The organism is Ruminococcus sp. N15.MGS-57 (assembly GCF_000980385.1).
In the GTDB taxonomy this organism is placed as follows: domain Bacteria; phylum Bacillota; class Clostridia; order Oscillospirales; family Ruminococcaceae; genus Hominimerdicola; species Hominimerdicola aceti.
The window spans coordinates 1-22,289 of record NZ_LARF01000017.1; the positions used below are offsets into that span (position 1 = coordinate 1).

Annotated in this window: 22 protein-coding genes; 14 read left to right on the forward strand and 8 right to left on the reverse strand. The window is 41.5% G+C overall.

Going from position 1 to position 22,289, the window contains the following annotated elements:
* Positions 1-164 precede the first annotated feature (164 nt).
* Positions 165-2,435, forward strand: coding sequence for an LTA synthase family protein (locus tag WS40_RS04775; protein WP_325208419.1), 2,271 nt, complete (start codon positions 165-167; stop codon positions 2,433-2,435).
* Between the two features lie 107 nt (positions 2,436-2,542).
* Here WS40_RS04775 and rpmB read toward each other — a convergent pair whose 3' ends face one another.
* The gene (rpmB, locus tag WS40_RS04780; protein ID WP_022288401.1) at positions 2,543-2,728 is read right to left on the reverse strand and encodes a 50S ribosomal protein L28; all 186 of its coding nucleotides are present in this window, start codon (positions 2,726-2,728) and stop codon (positions 2,543-2,545) included.
* 248 nt (positions 2,729-2,976) lie between these two features.
* Between rpmB and WS40_RS04785 the strand changes: the two genes are divergently transcribed.
* The 11 genes from WS40_RS04785 (at position 2,977) to WS40_RS04835 (ending at position 13,561) form a co-directional block, all read left to right on the forward strand.
* On the forward strand, positions 2,977-3,642 hold the full coding sequence (locus tag WS40_RS04785; protein ID WP_046440626.1) for a site-2 protease family protein: 666 nt from the start codon (positions 2,977-2,979) through the stop codon (positions 3,640-3,642).
* A gap of 26 nt (positions 3,643-3,668) precedes the next feature.
* A complete protein-coding gene (locus WS40_RS11425) occupies positions 3,669-4,871 on the forward strand; it encodes a segregation and condensation protein A (RefSeq protein WP_325208420.1) in 1,203 nt (400 codons plus the stop codon).
* 20 nt (positions 4,872-4,891) lie between these two features.
* Positions 4,892-5,455, forward strand: coding sequence for an SMC-Scp complex subunit ScpB (scpB, locus tag WS40_RS04795; protein ID WP_046440628.1), 564 nt, complete (start codon positions 4,892-4,894; stop codon positions 5,453-5,455).
* Between the two features lie 19 nt (positions 5,456-5,474).
* Positions 5,475-6,479: a hypothetical protein gene (locus tag WS40_RS04800; RefSeq protein WP_046440631.1), complete on the forward strand. Its 1,005-nt coding sequence runs from the start codon at positions 5,475-5,477 to the stop codon at positions 6,477-6,479.
* A gap of 20 nt (positions 6,480-6,499) precedes the next feature.
* Complete coding sequence (gene ytfJ / locus WS40_RS04805; protein WP_046440632.1) at positions 6,500-6,895, forward strand: GerW family sporulation protein; 396 nt, start codon at positions 6,500-6,502, stop codon at positions 6,893-6,895.
* 123 nt (positions 6,896-7,018) lie between these two features.
* Entirely contained in the window at positions 7,019-8,104 is a 1,086-nt protein-coding gene (locus WS40_RS04810; protein WP_325208421.1) for a D-alanyl-D-alanine carboxypeptidase family protein, read from the forward strand.
* 37 nt (positions 8,105-8,141) lie between these two features.
* A complete protein-coding gene (locus WS40_RS04815; protein WP_046440634.1) occupies positions 8,142-8,873 on the forward strand; it encodes a pseudouridine synthase in 732 nt (243 codons plus the stop codon).
* 233 nt (positions 8,874-9,106) lie between these two features.
* The gene (locus WS40_RS04820) at positions 9,107-10,489 is read left to right on the forward strand and encodes a carboxyl transferase domain-containing protein (RefSeq protein ID WP_022288409.1); all 1,383 of its coding nucleotides are present in this window, start codon (positions 9,107-9,109) and stop codon (positions 10,487-10,489) included.
* A 38-nt stretch (positions 10,490-10,527) separates the two neighbouring features.
* Complete coding sequence (locus tag WS40_RS04825) at positions 10,528-10,890, forward strand: biotin/lipoyl-containing protein (protein ID WP_046440636.1); 363 nt, start codon at positions 10,528-10,530, stop codon at positions 10,888-10,890.
* 37 nt (positions 10,891-10,927) lie between these two features.
* Positions 10,928-12,325, forward strand: a complete 1,398-nt coding sequence (locus WS40_RS04830; protein WP_022288411.1) for an oxaloacetate decarboxylase subunit alpha — start codon at positions 10,928-10,930, stop codon at positions 12,323-12,325.
* Between the two features lie 108 nt (positions 12,326-12,433).
* Positions 12,434-13,561 (forward strand): DUF4317 domain-containing protein, encoded by a 1,128-nt coding sequence (locus WS40_RS04835; RefSeq protein WP_022288412.1) that lies wholly within the window; start codon positions 12,434-12,436, stop codon positions 13,559-13,561.
* Positions 13,562-13,595: 34 nt separating this feature from the next.
* Here WS40_RS04835 and yfcE read toward each other — a convergent pair whose 3' ends face one another.
* From yfcE to WS40_RS04850, 3 genes are read right to left on the reverse strand one after another with little or no spacing between them, the layout of a single operon-like run.
* A complete protein-coding gene (gene yfcE, locus WS40_RS04840; protein ID WP_046440638.1) occupies positions 13,596-14,111 on the reverse strand; it encodes a phosphodiesterase in 516 nt (171 codons plus the stop codon).
* 13 nt (positions 14,112-14,124) lie between these two features.
* Positions 14,125-15,312 carry a PIN domain-containing protein gene (locus tag WS40_RS11430; protein ID WP_325208422.1) on the reverse strand — a complete coding sequence of 396 codons (1,188 nt, stop codon included), beginning with the start codon at positions 15,310-15,312 and terminating at the stop codon, positions 14,125-14,127.
* 6 nt (positions 15,313-15,318) lie between these two features.
* Positions 15,319-16,320: an SGNH/GDSL hydrolase family protein gene (locus WS40_RS04850; RefSeq protein WP_046440640.1), complete on the reverse strand. Its 1,002-nt coding sequence runs from the start codon at positions 16,318-16,320 to the stop codon at positions 15,319-15,321.
* Between the two features lie 134 nt (positions 16,321-16,454).
* Between WS40_RS04850 and WS40_RS04855 the strand changes: the two genes are divergently transcribed.
* Positions 16,455-17,315 (forward strand): helix-turn-helix domain-containing protein, encoded by an 861-nt coding sequence (locus tag WS40_RS04855; protein ID WP_278634634.1) that lies wholly within the window; start codon positions 16,455-16,457, stop codon positions 17,313-17,315.
* Between the two features lie 40 nt (positions 17,316-17,355).
* On the opposite strand, the gene mnmA is transcribed toward WS40_RS04855, so the two are convergent.
* The 4 genes from mnmA to rnhA all read right to left on the reverse strand — a co-directional run bounded on the left by mnmA (position 17,356) and on the right by rnhA (position 20,612).
* Positions 17,356-18,426, reverse strand: coding sequence for a tRNA 2-thiouridine(34) synthase MnmA (gene mnmA, locus WS40_RS04860; protein ID WP_046440643.1), 1,071 nt, complete (start codon positions 18,424-18,426; stop codon positions 17,356-17,358).
* The gene (nifU, locus tag WS40_RS04865; protein WP_022288418.1) at positions 18,419-18,850 is read right to left on the reverse strand and encodes a Fe-S cluster assembly scaffold protein NifU; all 432 of its coding nucleotides are present in this window, start codon (positions 18,848-18,850) and stop codon (positions 18,419-18,421) included. Before nifU ends, mnmA begins: the two co-directional genes overlap by 8 nt.
* Before the next feature lie 12 nt (positions 18,851-18,862).
* Positions 18,863-20,068 carry a cysteine desulfurase NifS gene (gene nifS, locus WS40_RS04870; protein WP_022288419.1) on the reverse strand — a complete coding sequence of 402 codons (1,206 nt, stop codon included), beginning with the start codon at positions 20,066-20,068 and terminating at the stop codon, positions 18,863-18,865.
* Positions 20,069-20,174: 106 nt separating this feature from the next.
* A complete protein-coding gene (rnhA, locus tag WS40_RS04875) occupies positions 20,175-20,612 on the reverse strand; it encodes a ribonuclease HI (RefSeq protein ID WP_046440646.1) in 438 nt (145 codons plus the stop codon).
* Between the two features lie 249 nt (positions 20,613-20,861).
* On the opposite strand from rnhA, the gene WS40_RS04880 reads away from it, so the two are divergent.
* Positions 20,862-22,277: an ABC transporter substrate-binding protein gene (locus WS40_RS04880; protein ID WP_046440648.1), complete on the forward strand. Its 1,416-nt coding sequence runs from the start codon at positions 20,862-20,864 to the stop codon at positions 22,275-22,277.
* Positions 22,278-22,289 lie beyond the last annotated feature (12 nt).

Sequence of the window (22,289 nt, forward strand, 5' to 3'; positions counted from 1 at the left end):
ATTTTATAACAAGAAGGCGGCTGACACTTTCTATTACGAACGCTTAGTTCTAAGGGGGTGACCGTCAGTCCATTACCTTCTTATTATATCAAAATAAGCATAGCCTGTCACCACTGTAGTCAGCAGTTTGGACTATGCTAATATTATACCAAAAGGAGATATAAATGAATAAGGTCATAACAAAGATCCGCAGCGGAATAGGCGGATATCTGAAGGATAACATCTTGTTTCTAACATTTGTATTTGCATCTGTTCTGAATGGATTTCTTCTTAGAGCATTTACTGTTAAGTTTAATTACAGCCAGATAAAACCGCTCATGGCTGATATGGCAGTTATACTGTTGCTTGCTCTAATTTCATATGTGTTTAAAAAGCCAAGAAAGCAATTTGTATATTTGCTTATACTCACCATAATTTTTTCTATTCTTTGTACGGCAAATTCTATATACTATACAAATTATAAGTCGTTTATCTCAGTGTCGCTTATTTCAACGGCTTCACAGCTCGGCGGAGTAATGGACGCTGTTACTGAGAACATCATGGAACCAAAGGATCTTATTTTCCTGTGGGATATCCCTGTGATCATAGTTGTGTACATACTTCTTAAAAGACGTACAAGAGATTATATCACCGAGGTCAAGGAAAAGAGAAAGCGCCGTGGATATGCTCTTGGAACATTTTGTGTTTCCATAGGTCTTGCAGGAATATTTTGCTCAACACTTACTGGCACTGATTATTCAAGACTTGCTAAGCAGTGGAACAGAGAATATGTTCTTGGCACTTTTGGTCTTTATACATATCAGTTCAGCGATGTTATTTCATGCACTCATGCGAAAATAAATATGATGTTTGGTTACGAGGAAAGCGAGGAGGTTTTCAATAAGTTCTATGACGATAAGTCAAAGACTGAAGAAACTTCCGAAAAGAGTAACAAGTACACAAATATTTTCAAGGGTAAGAACATTATAGTTATCCATGCTGAAAGTTTTCAGCAATTTTGTATGGATACATATATAAACGGAGAAGAGCTTACACCTAATATGAACAAGCTTGCGAGAGAGGGTCTTTATTTCTCAAATTTCTACGCTCAAGAGAGCGTGGGAACAAGCTCAGATAGCGAGTTTACCTTTGCTTCTTCACTTATGCCAGCTTCAAGCGGTACAGTTGCTATCAACTATTGGGACAGAGATTACACAACTACCCAGAAAATGCTTAAGAAGAAGGGCTATTATACTTTCAGTATGCACGGCAACAACGGTTCTTACTGGAACAGACTTAATCTACATCATTCCCTTGGTTATGATGATTTCTTTAACTATAACAAAGATTTTAACATTGATGAAACTATTGGTCTTGGTCTGTCAGACAAATCGTTCTTCAGACAGGCAGTTCCAAAGATCGATAAGATAAACAAGGAGCATGATAAGTGGTATGGTGCGTTCCTTATGCTCACAAACCATACGCCGTTTACTGACATTGAGCGTGTGAGCGACTATGAGGTAGATTTCAAGTATAAGATGTACAACGAAGAGGACGGGATGTATGAGGAAAAATCTGCACCGTTCCTTGAGGGTACAAAGCTTGGATCTTATTTTAAGTCTGTTCACTATGCAGATCAGGCTATCGGTCAGTTCATGACAGACCTTGACAATGCAGGACTTCTTGATAACACTGTAGTTGTTATTTATGGTGACCATGACGCAAAGATAAAGGCAGAGGAGTATGACCGATATTTCAACTATAATCCATTTACTGATTCTGTTCTTACTGAGGATGACGAGGGCTATGTTCCTGTTGATGATTTCTACTACAATCTTAACAGAAAAGTGCCGTTCATAATATGGTCGAAAGACGGCGGATATGAGCCTACAGAGGTCAAGCAGATAATGGGTATGTATGACGTTCAGCCAACACTTGGAAATATGTTTGGCTTCTCAAATGTCTATGCACTTGGTCATGATATCTTTTCTGTTGCTGATAACGAGGAAAATGTTGTTATCTTCCCAAACGGCAATTTTGTAACAGATACTGTTTACTATGATAGCCAGAAAAACACATATTTTGATCTTACGGATTACAAAAATGTGGCAACGGCGGTGTCATGCAATCAAGTATATAAAGATGATCCTAACCCAGTGTATATGGACGACGATCAGGGTCTGTTCAAGACCACTGTGAATGAAACGTACTGTCAGGATTCTTGTAACGCACGAATAAACGATGGTGTTGTGGACGAGGATTATATCAGTAATTATTCAAATTATGCCGAGGAGCGAATTAACATCTCCAATGCTATAATCTACTATGATATGATATATAAGACCGACCACGGTTTCAGCAACAACAATATGAACAGTGACAATTCATCGTCAGGTGCTAATTCTGTTTTTGCACCGCCTGAGAATAAGAGAACATTTGGCAGACACGCTGCATAATAAAAATCGGAGCAGAGTATGACACTCGGCTCCGGTTTTTTGTTGTATCTTAAAAAGCATAAAAAAAAGACTAGCGAAGCTAGTCGATTTTTTGGAATATTCAAGCATTAAGCTCTTTCTACCTTACCTGAACGCAGGCATCTTGAGCAAGCGTAAATGTGACAAGGAGTGCCGTTTACAACAGCTTTAACTCTCTTTACATTTGGCTTCCAAGTTCTGTTTGTTCTTCTGTGTGAGTGTGATACCTTGATTCCGAAAGTAACGCCCTTACCGCAGATTTCGCATTTTGCCATTACGCTGCACCTCCTTTACCCTTAAAAATGCAATACTATTATTCACAATATTAAATATTATAGCATAACTGAAAAGAAATTGCAAGAGCTTTTTGAGATTTTTTTTGAAATTTCCGTAAAATCGTATATATTTATAGTTTTCGATTAAAAATAAAGACAAAATGCCTTGAAATTTCATTGAAAATAGTGTATAATTACACTTGTGATTTGTGTAATTTTGTTTTGAAATGACAGGAGGTCATGAAAATATGGATCCGCAGAAAATTCTTGATTACGGTGCAAAGCTCATCGTAATTTTCATGTGTATACCTATCCATGAGTACGCTCACGCATGGGCGGCAACAAAGCTTGGGGATGATACCCCACGCTATCAGGGTAGACTTTCTCTTAACCCTCTTGCACATCTTGACCCTATTGGTGCATTGTGCATATTCTTCATAGGTTTTGGTTGGGGTAAACCTGTTCAGGTAAACCCTATCAGGTTTAAGAATTACAGGAAGGGCATGGCACTCACGGCAGCCGCAGGTCCTATCTCAAATATCATAATGGGACTTATCGGAATAGTTCTTTATAAGCTTTTCTATGTTCTTTATATAGTGCATTATTCTATAGCTCTTTACTATGTGTCGCTTATATTATATTACTTTACAGCTATAAACGTGGGACTTGCAGTGTTCAACCTTATACCTATCCCACCGCTTGACGGTCAGAAGATACTTTCTTACTTTACAAGCAGTAAGGTAGATCGCTTTATTGCGCAGTATCAGAACTATATCGCTATTGCATTTATGATACTTGTTGTAACAGGAATTCTTGATACGCCTATAGGTTGGTTGCAAAATGGTATGTTCTGGATAATGGATAAGCTTACGTTCTGGGTTGACCCTATACTAAAAGCGATATTTTTGAAATAAAACTGTTCATGAAAGGAAAAACGTAAATGAGTGCTGCTCAGTTCAAGCTTGATATGTTTGAAGGACCGCTTGACTTGCTTCTTCACCTTATCAGCAAGCACAAACTGAATATTTACGATATTGAGATATCTTTGCTCCTTGAACAGTATATGGATTATATCAATGATCTTGACCACGAGGATTATGAGGATGCCGCTGATTTTCTTGAAATGGCGGCACGCCTTATATACATAAAGACCTGTTCGCTTCTGCCTCATGACGAGGAGTCAAAAGAGCTTAAAAAAGAGCTTGAAGGCAGGATCATTGAGTATTCTCTGTGCAAACAGGCGGCACAGACTCTCCGTGAAGTTTACGTTGGTGACCTTGTTTTTATAAGGACGGCGATAAAGCTTCCTGTAAACAAGACCTATACCCGTGAGCATGACCCTCAGTGCCTTTATGACGCTTATATGGGCATATCAAAGAAAGCCCGTGAGAGCGTTCCGCTGAAAGCGAAGATGTTCGAGCCGATAGTTTCACATAAGATAGTATCGGTCACATCGAAGATAATCCATGTCCTTAAAAGACTATATAAGCATGGTGAATGCGATATGGGCGACCTTTATGACGGCATGACGGAGAAAAGCGAGAAAGTCGCTACTTTTCTTGCTATATTGGAGCTTACAAAGTCTGGCAGGATATTTCTCAATGACGATAACTCAAAGATTTTTTTCAACAAGGCTTCAAAGAACGAAAAAGTCGAGTCCGACTTCGATAAGCCTGTTGTTATCAAAAGCGAAACGACAGAAGCTGTCCCCGAGCCTGAGCCTATAGAAAATATACTTGGCGATGAGCCTGCAGATGAGATAGAAGAAGTTGCTGATGTCGACGCAGAGCGTGAAGAAGCTTCTCAGTCAAAGCGGTATATATCTGCAAAATCCGAGCGCATATCAGGTGAAGTCATTGCGGCGTATGCTCCTGTGAAGTCAGCTGAGGAGGTCATGGCAGAAATGGAGCAGATATCTGAAAAGATAGACAGTGTTGTTTTATATACCGAGCCTGTTATGGCAAAGCCTGAGCCCGAACAGCCTGATGAAGCCACTATGGAGGAGATAAGGCTAATCGAACAGCTTGCGGATATCACCCCTGATACTGTATTCAAGCCGAACTATTGGGCAAAAAGAAGATATTATTGGGGATATTCACCTGTGGGCGATGACGGAGACAATAATTTCTGGTGCTACGGATAAAATAAGAAAAGGGATAATCTATGGAACATTCAAATATACAGGCAGCCGTCGAGGCTGTGCTTTTTGCAAGCGGGGAGCCAGTGGAGAGCGAGAAGCTATGCGAGGCAGTTGGTATCGTCAAAGATCAGCTTGAGGAAGCTCTTGGCTCTTTGGCGGATAAATACAGCAAGGCTGAAAGCGGAATTACGCTTCTGAGCCTTAATGGGTCATATCAGCTTGCCACAAAAGAAGAGCTTGCGACATTCATTAAGGCGGCTTTAGAGATAAAGAAAAACTCTGTTCTTAGCCCTGCGGCAATGGAGGCGCTGACAATAGTCGCATACAATCAGCCTGTAACAAAGGGCTTTGTCGAACACGTCAGGGGAGTTGACTCCTCGGGAGTTGTAAATTCTCTCGTGGATAAGGGTTTGCTTGCAGAAGCGGGAAGACTTGACCTGCCTGGCAGACCTATTGCATACAAGACGACGGACAATTTTCTCCGTTGTTTCAGGCTGTCAAGCCTGGACGATCTGCCGCCTATCCCTGATAAGCAGGAGCAGATAACCATTGACGAGATAACAAAAGAGAATGATACGGAAGAATAAAGTATGACCGTGAGGGGAGATGATAACGATAATTGTTTTATGGATACTGCTTGGTATTATAGCAGTTATTGTTATCCTGCTTCATTTTTCCATTACGGCACAGATAGATCTGAATAAAAAAGGCTTTGATCTAAAAGTGCGGTATATGTTTTTTGACATTTATCCACGAAAGCCTAAGAAGAAAAAACAGAAAAGATCAAAAAAAGCTCAACTGCCTGAGGATAGTTTTGATGATTTTGAGGAGTTTGAGGACAATATTGAAGAAAGCTTACCTATCCCGCAGACTGATGATACGCCTGATAAAACAGGAGAAGTGTCCGAGCAAATTGTTGAAGCTAAGCCTGAAAAAATAGAAAAGAATGAAACAGATGAAAATGTCAGCGTGGCTGAGGTAGAGGATAAGCAGGAAGATATCTCTGATATTGATACTGATACCAATGTTGAAGCTGGTGCAGAGGACAAACCCGAGAAAATAACTGTGAAGCATGAGAAAAAGGGCTTTGTCGGAAAGCTTTTTCATAAAAAGGATAAGGGTGAAAAGAAGCCGGTTTCCAAATCTAAAGAAAAGAAAAAAAGCAAGTTCTATGAGCTGAAAGCGCAGTATAAAAAGGTGAAGCCTTATATTCCAATGGGCTGGAAATATTTCAAAAAGCTTCTGAAAGCTATACGCTTTACAGACACAAGGATAGTTCTTGACGTTGGAAAAGAGGACGCTTACGAATCGGCTATGCTATACGGCAAGGTGCAGGCAGGGCTTTTCAATACCATTGCAATACTTGCGAGTGTTTTTACAGTAAAGCTTAAAAAAGCTGATGTGAACTGCATTTTTGATGAAAAAAAGTTCGGATATGACGTTCATACCTTAGTCAGGGTAAGACCAAGCACTTTGATAGCAATAGGGTTTTGCACGGGCGTTAATTTTCTTAAAATATATCTTTCAGGCAGACGTAAGAAAAAGCGTGCTGCCAAGCGTCGCAGTAAAGAGCTTGCGGCTAAGAAGAATGAAGTTAAAGCAACAAATTGAAATACGAAAGGTTGAGAAAAATGAGCGAAAGTACAAAGATCGAGGGACTTGTTAAAACTGCAATGGACAAGGTCCGTGAAATGGCAGACTGCGAAACTGTTGTGGGCAAGCCTATCGTTACCGCAGATGGTACTACTATAATCCCAGTTTCAAAGATATCAGTAGGCTTTGCGTCGGGTGGCTCCGACTTGCCAACAAAAAGCACAAAGGAAACGTTCGGTGGTGGCTCAGGCGGAGGAGTAACTATCCAGCCTATCGCTTTTATCACTGTTTACAAGGGCGAAGCAAAGCTTTTACAGCTTTCAATGAATGCGACAAAGGAAAACGCTATCATAAATATGGTACCTGAGGTAATAGATAAGATAACAGATTTTCTTGGCAAAAAGTCTGACGACGAGGACGAAGACGAGGAATAATTTTACTGAATTTTAAAAGCGTAAGTGAGCAAACTAATCCTTGAAATTGATTTTAAGGGTGTGGTTTGTTTGAAATGCGTGACGGTATTTATTTGTACGGTCATGATGATGTGCTTTTGCTGTATGAATGTCAGTGCTGACGATCTCAGTGAGATATCCGCGAAGAGTGCTATAGTTATAGACGGTGAAACAGGTGATGTGCTGTTCGAGAAAAACGCCTATGAAAGGCGTCCGATGGCAAGCACTACCAAAATAATGTCTGTGCTTCTTGTGCTTGAAAGTGGTGAAGATCTTGACAAGCAGTTCGTGGTAGACAGCGAAGCTATAAAGGTCGAAGGCTCGTCCATGGGTCTTCAAGATGGTGACAAAGTCACTCTACGCGATCTATGCTGTGGTATGCTTCTTCCAAGCGGAAATGACGCTGCAAATGCTGCTGCGGTAAGAGTGGCAGGAAGTATCGGCAAGTTTGTTCAGTTTATGAACAAAAAGGCTGAACAATTGGAGCTTAATGATACTCATTTTGTAACGCCGTCAGGGCTTGATGATGATACAGATGAGCATTATTCCACTGCAGCGGATATGGCAACGCTTGCAGCGGAAGCAATGAAAAATGAAGATTTCAGGGCTATATGCCACCTTGAAAAGGTTGAGTTGTGCTATGGAAACCCACCGTATGACCGCTGGCTAATTAACTCAAACAAGCTTTTAAAAAGCTGTGAGGGTATTGTGGGCGTAAAAACGGGGTTTACGGACAAGGCGAGGAGATGTCTTGTTTCAGCCTGTGACAGAAAGGATAAAGAGCTTATATGCGTTACCTTGAATGCTCCTGATGATTGGAATGATCACTCAAAGCTCTATGATTATTGCTTTGATTTTGTATCTAAACAAAAGCTTCCACTGGATAAAAGTAGTTTTGATGTTGCAGTTGTTGGCGGAGTGAGCGACAGTGTGAAATGTAAGGTAGGGCATGCAAGTGCTGTGCTTTTGAACGGCAGGGCTTACAAAGTCAAGACAAAGATATATCTGCCAAGGTTTGTTTATGCGCCTGTGAAAAGTGGAGATAAAATAGGGCTGGCATTGTTTTACTACAATGATGTAGAAATAGCCCGAACGGATATCACGGCGGTGGAAGATTCGATGCTTGCAGAGCCTGAAAAGCCAGATATATTCCACTATTATCTAGATAAGCTGAAAAAATTGTTTGCATAACGGCTCAATGTGAGCCGTACATAAATAAGGAGAAAATATGGAAAAGATTCGTATACAGAAAATAATGTCTGACAGTGGTGTTTGTTCAAGAAGAAAGGCAGAGGAGTATATCTCAGAGGGAAGGGTAAAGGTCAATGGCAGACCTTGCAAGCTTGGCGACAAGGCTTTGGCAGGCAAGGATATAATCACACTTGATGGGGAAAAAATATATGTTGCCAAGAAAAGACAGCTTTATTATATCATGCTCCACAAGCCAAGAGGATATGTTACCACAATGAGCGATGAGCTTGATAGAAAGTGCGTAACCGAGCTTCTAACAAAAGTGCCTGAAAGAGTTTATCCTATCGGCAGACTTGACAAGAACTCAGAGGGACTGTTGCTTTTCACAAATGACGGAAATTTTGCCAATGATATCATGCACCCTTCAAGGCATATCGCTAAGACTTATCGTGTTACAGTAAGACCTGACATAAACGATGAGCAACTCATAAAGCTTGCTTCAGGAGTTGAAATAGACGGCAAAATGACGCAGGAGTGTTCAGTTGTCGTGCTCGACAAACAGCCTGGCAGGGTTGTGCTTCAAATGACTATCCATGAGGGCAGGAACCGTCAGATAAGAAAAATGTGCGAAGCTGTGGGACTTGAAGTCGCAAGACTAAAGCGCACTGCCATCGGTCCGGTTAAACTGGGCATGCTAAAACCAGGTGAGTATAGAGAGCTTAAACCTGACGAGCTAAGGGCTTTAAGGAATGCTATCACCAAAAAATAACGCTCATCGAGGGTCTCTTTTTGTCAGGAGGCCCTTTGCTATTGTGCAAAATGCTTAATAATATGCGTGTATCGATATTGATTATGCTACTAAACGTAAAATATGCGGAAATAGGTCAATTTACTCTTGTAAATTTGGCGAAAAAATAGTATAATATTAAGTGTATAAATATGATAAAATCCAGTAGTTTTGCGTTATTTTATCACAAAAATTATTTGAATGGAGGAAACTGTATGTCTGATTCAATTTCTACTCTTGCTGAGCTTAAAGCTGCGTCGCAGACTCCTACTGCTGCAAGAAACAGGCTGACATATTTGTTTGACGAAGGAAAATTTACAGAGCTTGACGCTTATGCTGCTGCGGGTGACTCCCTTGCTGGAGTTATTACTGCTTTTGGCTATGTTGAGGGTAATCCTGTATATGCTTTTTCTCAGGACGTGACTGTTAAGGACGGTGCTTTGACAGAGGCACAGGCAAAGAAGATAGCAAAGGTTTATGACCTTGCTGCTAAGACAGGTGTTCCTGTTGTCGGAATATTCGATTCTTATGGTGCTGACGTAAGCGACGGTTCAAAGGCTCTCAATGCTTATGGTGAACTGCTTATGTGGACTTCTAACCTTTCAGGTGTTGTTCCTCAGATAGCTGTTGTCGCTGGCACTTGTGCAGGCTGTGCAGCAATGCTCGCTGAGTCTGCTGACTTCACTGTTATCGCAAAGGATGCTGAGCTTTATGTTGCACCAAACGCAAACATAAAGAACTCTGCTGAAAATGCTGCTGAAAACGGCACTGCTGCTGTTGTTTGCGAGGACGATAAGGCTGCTGTTGAGGCTGCAAAGAGTATACTTACAAAACTTCCACAGAACAACCTTTCACCAGTACCAATGTATGAATTTGCTGATCCAACTGAGGCTGTTGGTGATGACGCTGATGGCATTGCAAAGGCTGTTTGCGATGGCGACAGTGTAAATGAGCTTAATGCTGAGTATGGCAAGGCTTCTTATACAGCACTTGCAACACTTGGCGGTGCTACAGTTGGCGTTGTTGCTACTAACAAGACAGGCGACAAGCTTACGTCTGCTGATTGCTCAAAGATCGCAAGATTTGTAAGAACTTGCGACGCTTACGCTATCCCTGTTGTAACTTTTGTTGATACAGAGGGCTTTAAGGCTGATGATGATACTGAGGCTTACGGTGCTGTGAAGGATATGGCAAAGCTTTGCCACGCTTACGCTGAGGCTACTACTATTAAACTTGCTGTTGTTACAGGTAAGGCTTATGGTCCTGCATTTATTGCACTTGCTGGTAAGGGTTCAAATGCTGATCTGTCATTTGCTCTTGATACAGCTGTTATCTCTGCACTTGCTCCTGTAACTGCTGTTGAGTTCCTCCAGCATGATGAGCTGAAGGGTGCTGCTGATCTTACTGCTGCAAGAAACACTCTTGCTGATAAGTTCGCTAAGGAGAATGCCTCTGCTGCTGTTGCTGCAAAGAATGGCTGCGTTGACGGTATAATCGCTAAGAACGAGATCAGACAGACACTTATGGATTCTATCGAGGTAATGGCTGGAAAGAGAATTTCCAGACTGCCTAAGAAACATAGCAATATTCAGTTGTGATAAACATATCAAATTAAAAAAGATTGGTGGTTTTTAAGATGAAAAGATATAATATTACAGTAAATGGAAAAGCTTATGACGTTGCAGTTGAAGAAGTCGGCGGAAGTGCCGCTGCTGCTCCTGTAGCCGCTGCCCCTGTTGCAGCCGCTCCTGCTGCTCCAGCTTCAGCCGCTGCACCTGTTGCAGATGGCACAAAGGTAACAGCTCCAATGCCTGGTACTATCCTTGACATCAAGGTAGCTGTAGGCGACACTGTTAAGTCAGGTCAGGCTATTTGCGTACTGGAAGCTATGAAAATGGAGAATGACGTTAACGCTCCTTGCGACGGTAAGGTACTGAGCGTTAATACAACTAAGGGCTCTGCTGTTGAGACTGGTGCAGTTCTTGCTGTTATCGGCTAATAACATTCCTGAAAAATAACGAAAGGATCGATTTAAAATGGCAAAGCTTAAAATAACTGAAACTGTCCTCCGTGACGCTCATCAGTCACTTCTTGCTACAAGAATGTCAATGGACGATATGCGTGAGATACTCCCTGAGATCGACAAGATCGGTTTTTATTCTGCTGAGTGTTGGGGCGGTGCTACATTTGACTCATGTATCAGATTCTTAAATGAAGATCCATGGGAAAGACTTCGTATACTTAGAAAAGAAATGCCTAACACAAAGCTCCAGATGCTTTTCAGAGGTCAGAATATGCTTGGCTACCGTCACTATGCTGATGACCTTGTTGAGTATTTTGTACAGAAGTCTATTGCAAATGGTATTGATATTATCAGAATTTTTGACGCACTGAACGATATCAGAAACCTTGAAACAGCTATCAAGGCTGCTAAGAAGGAAAATGGTCACGCTCAGGTTGCTATCTCGTACACACTTGGCGAGGTATTTACTCATGAGTATTACATGAACTATGCAAAGCAGATTGAGAATGCAGGTGCAGATTCTATCTGTATTAAGGATATGGCGGCTCTTCTGACTCCATATGAGGCTGAAACACTTGTTAAGGACCTCAAGTCAGCAGTTAAGATCCCGATCCAGTTGCATACTCACTACACATCAGGTCTTGCTTCCATGTGTATCCTTAAGGCTGTTGAGGCTGGTGTTGACGGCGTTGATACTGCAATGTCACCACTTGCTCTTGGTACATCTCATGCGCCAACTGAGTCTATCGTTGCCACATTCAAGGGCACTGAGTATGACACAGGTCTTGACCTTGTTAAGCTCAACGTGATAAGAGATTACTTCATGAAACTCAGAAAGAAGTACATCGACAACGGTCTGCTTGACCCTTCAATGCTCGCTACAAATACAAACGCACTTCTGTATCAGGTTCCTGGTGGAATGCTTTCAAACCTCCTTTCACAGCTGAAACAGGCTGGCAAGGCAGATCAGCTTGACGACGTTCTCAAGGAAGTTCCAAAGGTTCGTAAGGACGCAGGTTATCCACCACTTGTTACACCTACATCACAGATCGTTGGTACACAGGCTGTGTTCAACGTAATCATGGGCGAGAGATACAAGACAGTAACTAAGGAGTTCAAGGGACTTGTTAAGGGCGAGTACGGTAAGACACCAGTTGCTATCGACCCTGAGTTCCAGAAGAAGATTCTTGGCGACGAAGAGCCTATCACTTGCCGTCCTGCTGACCTTCTCCAGCCAGAGTTTGAAACAATGAAGAAAGAGGCTGCTGAGTGGACAGAGCAGGAGGAAGATATCCTCACATATGCAATGTTCCCTAAGGTTGCACCTAAGTTCTTCAAGGACAGACGTGATAGAAAGTACGGCGTTGACGGTAAGCACTCAGACGCTGAAAATAAGGTTCACCCAGTTTAATAACAATTATCCCACAGTTTCGGCTGTGGGATTTTTTTGTCTGTGGCTCTTGAAAAATCTGTACATTTGTGCTATAATTAATATACATTTTTTCGGGAGGACGCCAAGATGAACAAAAAGGAAATAAATGAAATAAAGAAAAATTTTAATGACGATTGTGGCTTTTTCACTGTAAATCACGTTGTTACGGCATTTGTGGATGCTGAAAAGAACATAAAGTGCAAGACCAATCAGCTTTACAACACTATTCCGCAGGACGAGGCGGAGCTGATAATGATAAACCTGAAAAAGGTGCTCAGCGGCTCTATCGGCAAAAATCTGCTGGAATATTCGTTTCCAAAGGACGCATATCTTGAGGGTGGGGCACAGCCTTTCATGTATGAAACATTGCAAAGCAAGCTGCTTGATGAGGAAAAGGTTGATAATTTTCTCAACGCCATAGTTGAAAAGGTGGAGTATGTGTCAACATATACCATTTTCATGGCACATTGTACATATTCTGTGCTGAAAAAGAACAAAATGGACGAGTTTGAGGACGAAGCTGACACAGATTACAACTTCATAGTGACGGCGCTTTGCCCTGTAAATCTGCGTATTGACGGGCTTGTGTATGACGAGCAGGACAACTCTATCGCTAAGAAAGAGTCATGCGATAGAATTGTTGAGCTTCCAAGCGATGGCTTTTTGTTTCCTCTTTTCAATGATCGTGCGCCTGATATCAACGGCGTGCTTTACTACACGAAAAACGCCAAAAAGCCGAACACTTCCGTTGTGGAAGAGCTTCTGGGTTGTGAGTTCTCAATGACCTGTCAGAACGAAAAGGAAACTTTCAAGGATATCCTCACAAGCGTTGTGGGTGATGAGCTTGACTATGATCTTATCACTACTGTGAATGACAAGATTTCCACATTTGTTGACCAAAATGCTCATGAAACTGAGATACCGACAATTGACGAACATAAACTTTCGTCCATTCTGTGGGAAGCTGGAGTTAGTCAGGATAAGCTTGATAATCTTCCTAAAGTTTTTGACGCAGCGGCTGGTGGAAAGCCACTCACAGCGGTAAACCTTGTGGAGAAAAGGACCGTAGTTTCTGCTCCAAGCATAACCGTAAATATTGGCAAGGACGCAGTTGACAAGGTAAAAACTCAGATAGTCGATGGCAGAAAATGCCTTATAATCAATCTTGATGACCCTGAGATAGAGGTCAACGGACTTGAAACTACAATAAAATAGGCACAAAAAAAGGCAGCCTTGAGCTGCCTTTTATTTATGTGAGATCACCGAATGTGAACTTGCCGTTTTCCAGTATCAGATAGCTGTGTGCTGAATTTTCTTTCGGTATGGAAACAGAACCGGGGTTTATATAGGTGTAATCGCCACAGTCTTTAATAACAGGTACATGGGTGTGACCGTGAAGAAGAATGTCGCCATTTGAAAGTGGTGGCAGATTGTCGCAGTTGAATTTGTGACCATGTGTGGCGAATATCCTCAGTCCGTCACAGCATATATAAGCATATTCCGCCATAACAGGGAAGTCAAGCACCATTTGATCGACTTCTGTGTCACAATTACCACGCACGCACAGAAGCTTGTTTTTTAGTGGATTTAGCATGGCTATCACCTGCTTTGGTGCATATTCCTCTGGAAGGTCGTTTCTTGGTCCGTGATAGAGGATATCACCCAAAAGAATTAGTTTTTCCGCGCCGTTTTGCTCAAAGGCTTCAAGCATTTTTTTGCACCAGTAAGCCGAACCATGAATGTCTGACGCTATCATAAGTTTCATATTTTACACTCCTTTATTTAATGATCTCAGATGCAAGCTTGTGCAAAGACACATACTCTGGCTTTATTTTGTTATATATATCGCAGCCTTTTTCCTTTTTGAACTCTTTTACCATTCTGATATAAAGCTGCTGTTTTGTTGTGGCATCAATGACTGCTTCTCTTATAAGCGCCAGTTCGTCTTTATTGCATTTGCCGTCGAGTAGCTCATCAAGTTTTACGGATAGTACATCATGGTAAACAACCTTTTCAGTTTTCTGAGCCGTCATCGTTTTATCTTCATCAGCGGTGCATGTATTTTCGGATTCCTGTAGTCCTTTAAGTCGCAGATATCTTGGCCTGAGAAGCTTGTAAAAATCTGTAGCCTGCTTTTTATATACCTTTGCAAGAGAGTTGTGAAGCTCCTCTTTTGTGTTAGACTCAGCTATAAGTTTGCTGATCTCTTCTATTTGCTCTTCGCTGCAAATGTTTGCAAGTATGCTTTGGAGATCGTTGTTTTTTTGTGTGGTACACTTTTTTCTACCCTTTTTCACTTTGACGATAGTTTCAACAACAGGATCACTTTCTACTTCGACAATATCAGGTGCACAGGCTTCTGGTTCTTCTTCGACCTCTTCTGTATTACCATTCATATTTTCGTTTAGTGTAACAGAATAATCTATAGCCGCAGACTCAGGGTTTGGCTCATCAGCTTCGTCAAGAGTTATCTCTGACTCTGTCTGAATTTCTGCTGTTTCTTGTATTTCTTCTGCTTTTTCGACTATATGTTTAGTCGTTTCTTCATCTTCATTGTTTTCGGTCGGATTAACCTTATGATTAGCGAAATTAATAGCGGTTTGTATTGTCCTAGTTCTGTAGACCATAGCATTTGGGCTATCAACATACTTACCGTGCCAGAAATCATGAAGAAAGTCAAAACCTCTGTCATTGCTGATAACAAAAATATTCGTATAAGTATCCTTGGCTACCAGATAACCCAGAAGTGTTGAAAGCTGAAAATCCAGGGCATTTTTGCCACCAACGTTTACCTTGAAGTATTCAATATCAGCCTTTGATGTAAGAACTTTCTGGTGCATTTCAAAGTTAATGGTATCGGAATTTTCACTGTAAAAAATTATGACGGTATCAGTTTCAGTTAAATTGTCTATGCCCTGAAGTCCTTTGGATTTGACATTTTCAAAGTCTACCAAATATATTTTCATGTTGATCTATCCTTTCTTTTTGTGTCGTATAAGCATCGTAGCTGCGATTATAACAATAAGTCCGCCTGTCGCAGTTGCTGTCATAAGTATGGCATTTTTGCCTTTTTCATCGTTCTCACTGCTGTCAGTAACGATCTCCTCATAGGTATAAGTTTTTGTCCTTAACGCCTTGTCTATACAAGAAGCAATAAGTGCATGACCTTTTTTATTAGGGTGTATATCAAAGTCATTTATGTTGGTAAGTTCCTTTCCGTGACTGCTGAATTCACTAAAAACATCTGCCACTATGTATCTCTCATTTTCATCTTCGTCAGTGGAGTGTTCTTTGATAATGTTGTTAAGTTTTGAAATTTTATCCTTCGACATACTCTGGAAAACAGCAGCTGCAGTGAAATTATCAAGCGGGTCATATAGTGTCTGAACGATTATTTCACCCTTACTTTTAGCTTCAACAGCGTTAATTATATCATCTAGAGTGTTCGTAAAATTTTTCAGCGCCTTATCCATATCATCAGACATATCCTTCATATCCATTGCAATGCCAATAATATCCTTGGTTTTATCCATCAAATCAGACATTGTGCTTTTAGAAGTAATGCCCAGATCGTTCATCAAAAAATCTATGAAAAGACCAAGAATGTCATTGCCACCTATGGATATAATAACAGCGTCGCTGTCTGCAAGGTCAGCGTCAAATTCGCCTGAATTAATGCGGTCAAGAAGCTGTTGTGAAGTGTCGCCCACAACAGCAGAGTTCACAAGCTTACAGCCGCCAGCGCCTTTAAGCTCAGCGTCATACTGGTCGTGAAGAAGATTTGCATAAGACGCACAAGAATATCTGTTTTCACTGTAGCCTTCCAGACCATAGCCAGCGGCGATTGAATCCCCAAGCACAAGTATATTAGGCGGAACATTTACTTCATGCTTTATAACTTCAGCGTTGCAGGCAAGAGGTGTGGCACATGCCATAACGGTTGCCGTGAAAAAAGCCGTTAATTTTTTTAACATCTTATCATCTCCTATATGAGTATATTAACCTTATTATATAATATATTGTACCACATTCAGGACAATTGTACAACATATTTTTTTGAAATTTCTTGACTTTTTTAGTGTGTTGTGATAATATATAATAAAAGAATATGAAATCAGTTTGGAAAGCGAGATTTATTATGACTGACTATTATTACCCTGTCCTCAGCGATGAAACGAGCCTGCCTTTGTATGTGCTTGGAATCGGTGCGAGAGATAGAGAATTTCATTTTGTAAGAGAAGATGGCTATCCTAATCATCAGATAATATACTGCACTCGTGGTCAGGGTCACATTATATTTGATGGTCATGAGTATGATATAAAGCCGGGGGATGCATTTTATCTGCCGCCTTCTGTGCCGCATGAGTATTATCCTGTTGGTGATATATGGGAAACCCACTGGATAACCTTTGAGGGCAGGGAAGCAATTGAAATGCTCAAGCATATCAAGCTTGAGAAGGCTAAAGTGTTTCACATAAATGATATCAATGCTGTTGATGCCATATTTAAGAAGATACTTTATCTTATGAAGACTAATTACTACTACTGTGGTCACCAGTGTTCGGCATATCTATATCAGTTTCTTATTGAGCTACACAGAGTCGTAAACCTACAAAATGGTAGTCAGGACGGACAAAAACTCAATCAGCTGCAGCCTGTAATTGATTATATTGATAAGAATTTCAGAAAAGAACTTACACTTGTGGAGCTTGCTGATCTTATTGACCTTTCACCGCAGTATCTTTGCAGACTTTTCAAGGAGTGTCTTAGTCTAAGACCTTTTGAGTATCTAGCAAGAAAGCGTATACAGCAGGCAAAGCTGCTTTTATTGGAGGATAAGCTTAACATCAATGAAATCGCTGCGGAGGTAGGTTATAACGATTGCAGTTATTTTTGTGCGGTGTTCAAAAAGCATGAAATGCTTTCCCCTGCAGAATTTCGTTCTCTTCATAAAAAAGCAGGTAATTAAAAATTTGATGCCCCACGGAAATGGATCCGTGGGGCTTTTTTTATAATATAGTTCCGCCTCCGATAACGTATTCGCCGTCATAGAAAACCACTGCCTGTCCCTTTGAGATAGCTTTATGAGGTTCTTTAAAAGTCACGAGTACTTTGCCATCATTCATTGGTGAAACCGTACATTCAGCGTCCTTTTGATGATAACGTGTCTGAGCAGTGCAGGTTATAGGCTCTGTGAGGGTGTCAAACGGAATAAAGTTCACATCTCCTGCCACAAGGCTGTCACTGTATACTTCATCAGCCTTGCCCATAATAAGTCTGTTATGCTCCATATCTTTTGTAATAACGAAAAGCGGTTCGCTATATGAAATGCCTACGCCCTTTCGCTGTCCAATAGTATAGTGTATCAGACCTTTGTGTTTACCAAGCTTTGTGCCGTCAGAAAGAACGATATCTCCCGACTGCTGTTCACCGCAGCGTTTTGTGATAAAGCCTGCGTAATCACCGTCAGGGATAAAGCAGATGTCCTGAGAGTCAGGCTTGTCTGCATTTATAAGCTTGTTTTCTTCTGCAATATCACGGATCTTGTCCTTGTGCATCTCGCCAACAGGAAAGAGAGTGTGTGCTAACTGCTCTTGCGTCATGCTGTAAAGAACATAACTTTGATCCTTTGACCTGTCAGGTGAGCGTTTCAGAAGCCACCTGCCTGAATTTCCGTCATATTCTCTGGCAGCGTAATGCCCTGTAGCTATATAATCAAAGCCCAGCAGCTTTGCACGCTCATAGAATTTTGCGAATTTCAGATGTTTGTTGCACTCGATACACGGGTTAGGCGTGCCGCCTGCCAGATATGTATCAACAAAATTGTCGATAACATAGTGCTTAAAATCATCAGAAAAATTGAATACATGGAAATCAATGCCTAGTTTAAAAGCAACAAAACGTGCGTCCTCTACATCATTGAGAGAACAGCACGTTCTTGTTTTATCCAGACCGATGTCCTCATTGCTGTAGAGCCGCATGGTAGCCCCTGCCACGTCATAACCTTCATCAAGAAGGAGCTTGACCGAAACAGAGCTGTCAACGCCGCCGCTCATTGCCACAAGAACTCTATCAGCCATTGCAGTTCTCACAATCAGGAGCAGACTGCTTACCTACGAACGGAGTTGGATCGATACCCTGTCTTTTATAGTAGTCAGAAACCGCAGCCTTCATAGCCTCTTCGGCAAGAACAGAGCAGTGAAGCTTTGCTGGTGGAAGACCGTCAAGAGCTTCAACAACCGCCTTGTTTGTAAGTTTCAAAGCGTCTTCAAGCTTTTTACCTTTTATCATTTCTGTAGCGATAGAAGATGTAGCAACAGCCGCACCGCAACCAAAAGTCTTGAACTTAACGTCAGTTATAACGCCGTCATTGACCTTGATGTACATTTTCATTATATCTCCGCACTTGGCGTTTCCTACCTCGCCGACACCGTCAGCATCTTCAATCTCGCCGACATTTCTCGGATGCGCGAAATGATCCATTACCTTTTCGCTGTATATCATTTTTTATTCCTCCTAATCAAGTGTATAGTCGTGAATATTCTCAGTTCTGCAAATTCTTTCCCAAAGTGGTGACATACTTCTCAGGTGCTTTACGATTGGTGGAAGAACCTCAAGAATATAATCAACATCTTCCTCTGTGTTCTCGTCATTGATAGAAAGTCTGAGTGAGCCATGTGCTACTTCATGTGGCAGACCAAGTGAAAGCAGAACGTGTGACGGGTCAAGTGATCCGCTTGTGCAGGCTGAACCTGATGAAGCTGCAACGCCCTGAAGATCAAGTGAAAGAAGCAGGCTCTCGCCCTCTACTCCTCGAACAGATATGTTTACGTTTCCTGCAAGTCTGTGTTCTGTGTCACCATTAAGTCTTGACTCTGGAATCTTTAGAAGCCCCTCGATAAGTCTATCTCTCATTTTTCTTACACGCTCGTTCTTTGCAGGGATATCCTTTACAGCATCAGTGATAGCAACGCCGAGAGCCACGATAGAAGGTACGTTCTCAGTACCTGCACGCTTATTTCTCTCCTGTGCTCCGCCGTAGATAAGGTTAGGAAGGTTGATGCCTGTTTTTACATAAAGCGCGCCAACGCCCTTAGGAGCGTGGAGCTTATGTCCTGAAAGTGAGAGCATATCAATGTTCATATCTTTAACATTGATGTCAATATTTCCTACAGCCTGAACAGCGTCAGTATGGAACCATACGCCATGCTTGTGGCAAACTTCGCCGATCTCAGCGATAGGCTGTATAGTACCGATCTCGTTGTTAGCTGTCATTATTGTAACAAGGCAGGTATCCTCACGGATAGCATCCTCGACCTGTTGTGCAGTAACAAGACCCTTGTCACCTACAGGAAGATATGTTACCTCAAAGCCAAGCTTTTCGAGATACTGACAAGTGTGCAGAACTGCATGATGTTCAAAAGCAGTTGTGATGATATGCTTCTTGCCCTTTTTTTCTCCAAGCTGTGCACAGCCTCTTATAGCCCAGTTGTCAGACTCAGAGCCGCCAGCAGTGAAATAGATCTCGTTGACCTTCGCACCAAGAGCGTTTGCGACCTGTTCTCTTGCTTTAAGAACGGCTTTTGCACATTCCATTCCCAAAGAATATATACTTGACGGATTTCCGTATAGCTCAGTGAAATAAGGCAGAGCGGCGTCAAGAGCTTTCTGAGATACTCTAGTCGTAGCTGAGTTATCTGCATAGACAAATCTCTTTTCCAATTAAATCATACCTTTCATATATAGATTTCTATTTTATTATATACTAAATTACTACAAAATGCAATAGTTTTCCTTAACTTAATAAAAAATTAATATTTATTTAATTCTATTTATACTGTTTAGAGCCCATTACTGCAAGTTCGTCGCAACGTTCGTTTTCCGGATGTCCTGCATGGCCTTTTACCCAGTTGAAATTGACCTTATGCACCTCCAGCAGATCAAGAAGCTTTTCCCACAGATCACTGTTTAGAGCCTTTTTCTTGTCCGATTTCACCCAGTTGTTTGCACGCCATTTTTTTGCCCAGCCTTTTGTAACAGCGTCGATTATATACTTTGAGTCGCTGTAAAGCTCTACCTCACATGGCTCTTTCAGTGCTGAAAGAGAAGTGATAACAGCGGTTAGCTCCATGCGGTTATTGGTTGTAGAAGGATCACCGCCCCAAAGTTCTTTTGAATTGCCTTTGTATCTTAGTATCGCACCGTATCCACCCGGTCCAGGATTTCCAGAGCAAGCACCGTCAGTGAAAATTTCTATTTTCTTCATTTATTTATCTCCGTTTTTGTGATGATTATTATGCAAAACATATTATACTACATTTCTCTCGTTTTTTCAAGTACCTCTCAAGGTTTAATATTTTAATATTTATTACTTTTGAAATGTTCAAATTATACAAATGGCTTGAATGTCTTTGTATAAAATGAGAATTGACTTAAAGGACATTAAGCTTTATAATTGTAGTGTAACATTGGTTGTTAAGACAGAAAATCATTTGATTTGGAGGTCAATTATTTTATGAAGATCAAGAAGATTCTTGCATTGGCAGTAGCGCTTACATCTGTTTTTGCAGTTGCAGGTTGTGGCTCCACAGGCGACAGTAGTTCAAAGGTATCAACAGTAAAGAAAGTTAAGGTCGAGGACACACAGGAAATAGAGGCTATCCCTGACGATGCTCAGAAAACTATCCGTTGGATGGGTACATATGACCTTAACCCTGACGAGAAAAAGGGCGAGGATAAGTCCGTTGAGATGACCCTTTTCAACAACAAGGGTGGTAAAGTAGAGTACACAAGAGTAACTGATAGCGAAAAATTTGACCAGCTCGCTAGTGCTATCATGGCTCAGCAGAATGTACCTGATATCTTCAAGTATGAGTGGATGGCTTTCCCTGCACAGGTGCTTAAGGATATGTATCAGCCGGTTGACGATATTGTGAACTTTGACGATCCGTTGTGGGCTGATGTGAAAACAGCGGCTGATAAGTTCGTTATGGGCGGCAAGCATTATGTTGCTCCTATAAGCTTCACAGTCGGCACGCTTATGATGTACGATCAGGACGTCATTGATGCTGAGGGTCTTGACGATCCATATGAACTTTATCAGAACAACGAGTGGAATTGGGATAACTGGTATGACATGATGTCGGAGTTTGTTTCAAACGCTCCTGCTGATGTTGAGAGATTTGGTATCAATGGTTGGTTCCAGACACAGGTCATTCAGCAGACCGGTAAAACAATGGTAAACTATGACGGAGAGAAGTTCACAAACAATATAAATGACCCTGATATCGAAAGAGCAGAAGATCTGCTTTATCAGGTAGGTAAGAACAACCTTGTAAACGGCAACTGGCTTGGCAATGCTAAGCAGGCGCTTAAAGACGGCAATCTGCTGTTTTACTGCATGGGTACATGGGCTATGACAGGAAATAACGGACCTTCTGACGCTGACACTTGGAGAGTGGTCCCTGTTCCGTCTGATCCTAACACTGATGAAAAGTACATGACATCTGATATGACGGCATATATGTGGGTAAGAGGTTCAACAGCTAAAGAGGCTGTTAAGTGTTGGTATGAGTGTTGCAGAATGGCTAACACAGATGAAACATATAAGGAAAACGGCAAGGAGAAATTCCTCAACGCTAACCCTAACTGGACAGAGGATATGTATCAGGTGATCGTTGACTGCTCATCTTCTGAGTACAATCAGGTGTTTGACTACGGCTACGGAATTTCTTCCACAATGTCTGACGACAACGCAAATGAGGACGGCAACTGCGTAACAAGAAAGCTTTATGAATACACAAACAAGGCTGACGATAACGGCAAGCAGTTCTCATGGACAGAGCTGAGAGAATCATACTCTGCAACTGTTGACGCCGAGCTTAAGACTATCAACGACGCTGTTGTTGCATTCAATAAGAAAAATTCATAAGAATACTTTACA

Bases quoted from the DNA above. Each gene is read 5' to 3' on its own strand.
- WS40_RS04775 (WP_325208419.1), top strand. From the start codon at position 165: ATGAATAAGGTCATAACAAAGATCCGCAGCGGAATAGGCGGATATCTG.
- rpmB (WP_022288401.1), bottom strand. From the start codon at position 2,728: ATGGCAAAATGCGAAATCTGCGGTAAGGGCGTTACTTTCGGAATCAAG.
- WS40_RS04785 (WP_046440626.1), top strand. From the start codon at position 2,977: ATGGATCCGCAGAAAATTCTTGATTACGGTGCAAAGCTCATCGTAATT.
- WS40_RS11425 (WP_325208420.1), top strand. From the start codon at position 3,669: ATGAGTGCTGCTCAGTTCAAGCTTGATATGTTTGAAGGACCGCTTGAC.
- scpB (WP_046440628.1), top strand. From the start codon at position 4,892: ATGGAACATTCAAATATACAGGCAGCCGTCGAGGCTGTGCTTTTTGCA.
- WS40_RS04800 (WP_046440631.1), top strand. From the start codon at position 5,475: ATGATAACGATAATTGTTTTATGGATACTGCTTGGTATTATAGCAGTT.
- ytfJ (WP_046440632.1), top strand. From the start codon at position 6,500: ATGAGCGAAAGTACAAAGATCGAGGGACTTGTTAAAACTGCAATGGAC.
- WS40_RS04810 (WP_325208421.1), top strand. From the start codon at position 7,019: ATGAATGTCAGTGCTGACGATCTCAGTGAGATATCCGCGAAGAGTGCT.
- WS40_RS04815 (WP_046440634.1), top strand. From the start codon at position 8,142: ATGGAAAAGATTCGTATACAGAAAATAATGTCTGACAGTGGTGTTTGT.
- WS40_RS04820 (WP_022288409.1), top strand. From the start codon at position 9,107: ATGTCTGATTCAATTTCTACTCTTGCTGAGCTTAAAGCTGCGTCGCAG.
- WS40_RS04825 (WP_046440636.1), top strand. From the start codon at position 10,528: ATGAAAAGATATAATATTACAGTAAATGGAAAAGCTTATGACGTTGCA.
- WS40_RS04830 (WP_022288411.1), top strand. From the start codon at position 10,928: ATGGCAAAGCTTAAAATAACTGAAACTGTCCTCCGTGACGCTCATCAG.
- WS40_RS04835 (WP_022288412.1), top strand. From the start codon at position 12,434: ATGAACAAAAAGGAAATAAATGAAATAAAGAAAAATTTTAATGACGAT.
- yfcE (WP_046440638.1), bottom strand. From the start codon at position 14,111: ATGAAACTTATGATAGCGTCAGACATTCATGGTTCGGCTTACTGGTGC.
- WS40_RS11430 (WP_325208422.1), bottom strand. From the start codon at position 15,312: ATGAAAATATATTTGGTAGACTTTGAAAATGTCAAATCCAAAGGACTT.
- WS40_RS04850 (WP_046440640.1), bottom strand. From the start codon at position 16,320: ATGTTAAAAAAATTAACGGCTTTTTTCACGGCAACCGTTATGGCATGT.
- WS40_RS04855 (WP_278634634.1), top strand. From the start codon at position 16,455: ATGAAATCAGTTTGGAAAGCGAGATTTATTATGACTGACTATTATTAC.
- mnmA (WP_046440643.1), bottom strand. From the start codon at position 18,426: ATGGCTGATAGAGTTCTTGTGGCAATGAGCGGCGGCGTTGACAGCTCT.
- nifU (WP_022288418.1), bottom strand. From the start codon at position 18,850: ATGATATACAGCGAAAAGGTAATGGATCATTTCGCGCATCCGAGAAAT.
- rnhA (WP_046440646.1), bottom strand. From the start codon at position 20,612: ATGAAGAAAATAGAAATTTTCACTGACGGTGCTTGCTCTGGAAATCCT.
- WS40_RS04880 (WP_046440648.1), top strand. From the start codon at position 20,862: ATGAAGATCAAGAAGATTCTTGCATTGGCAGTAGCGCTTACATCTGTT.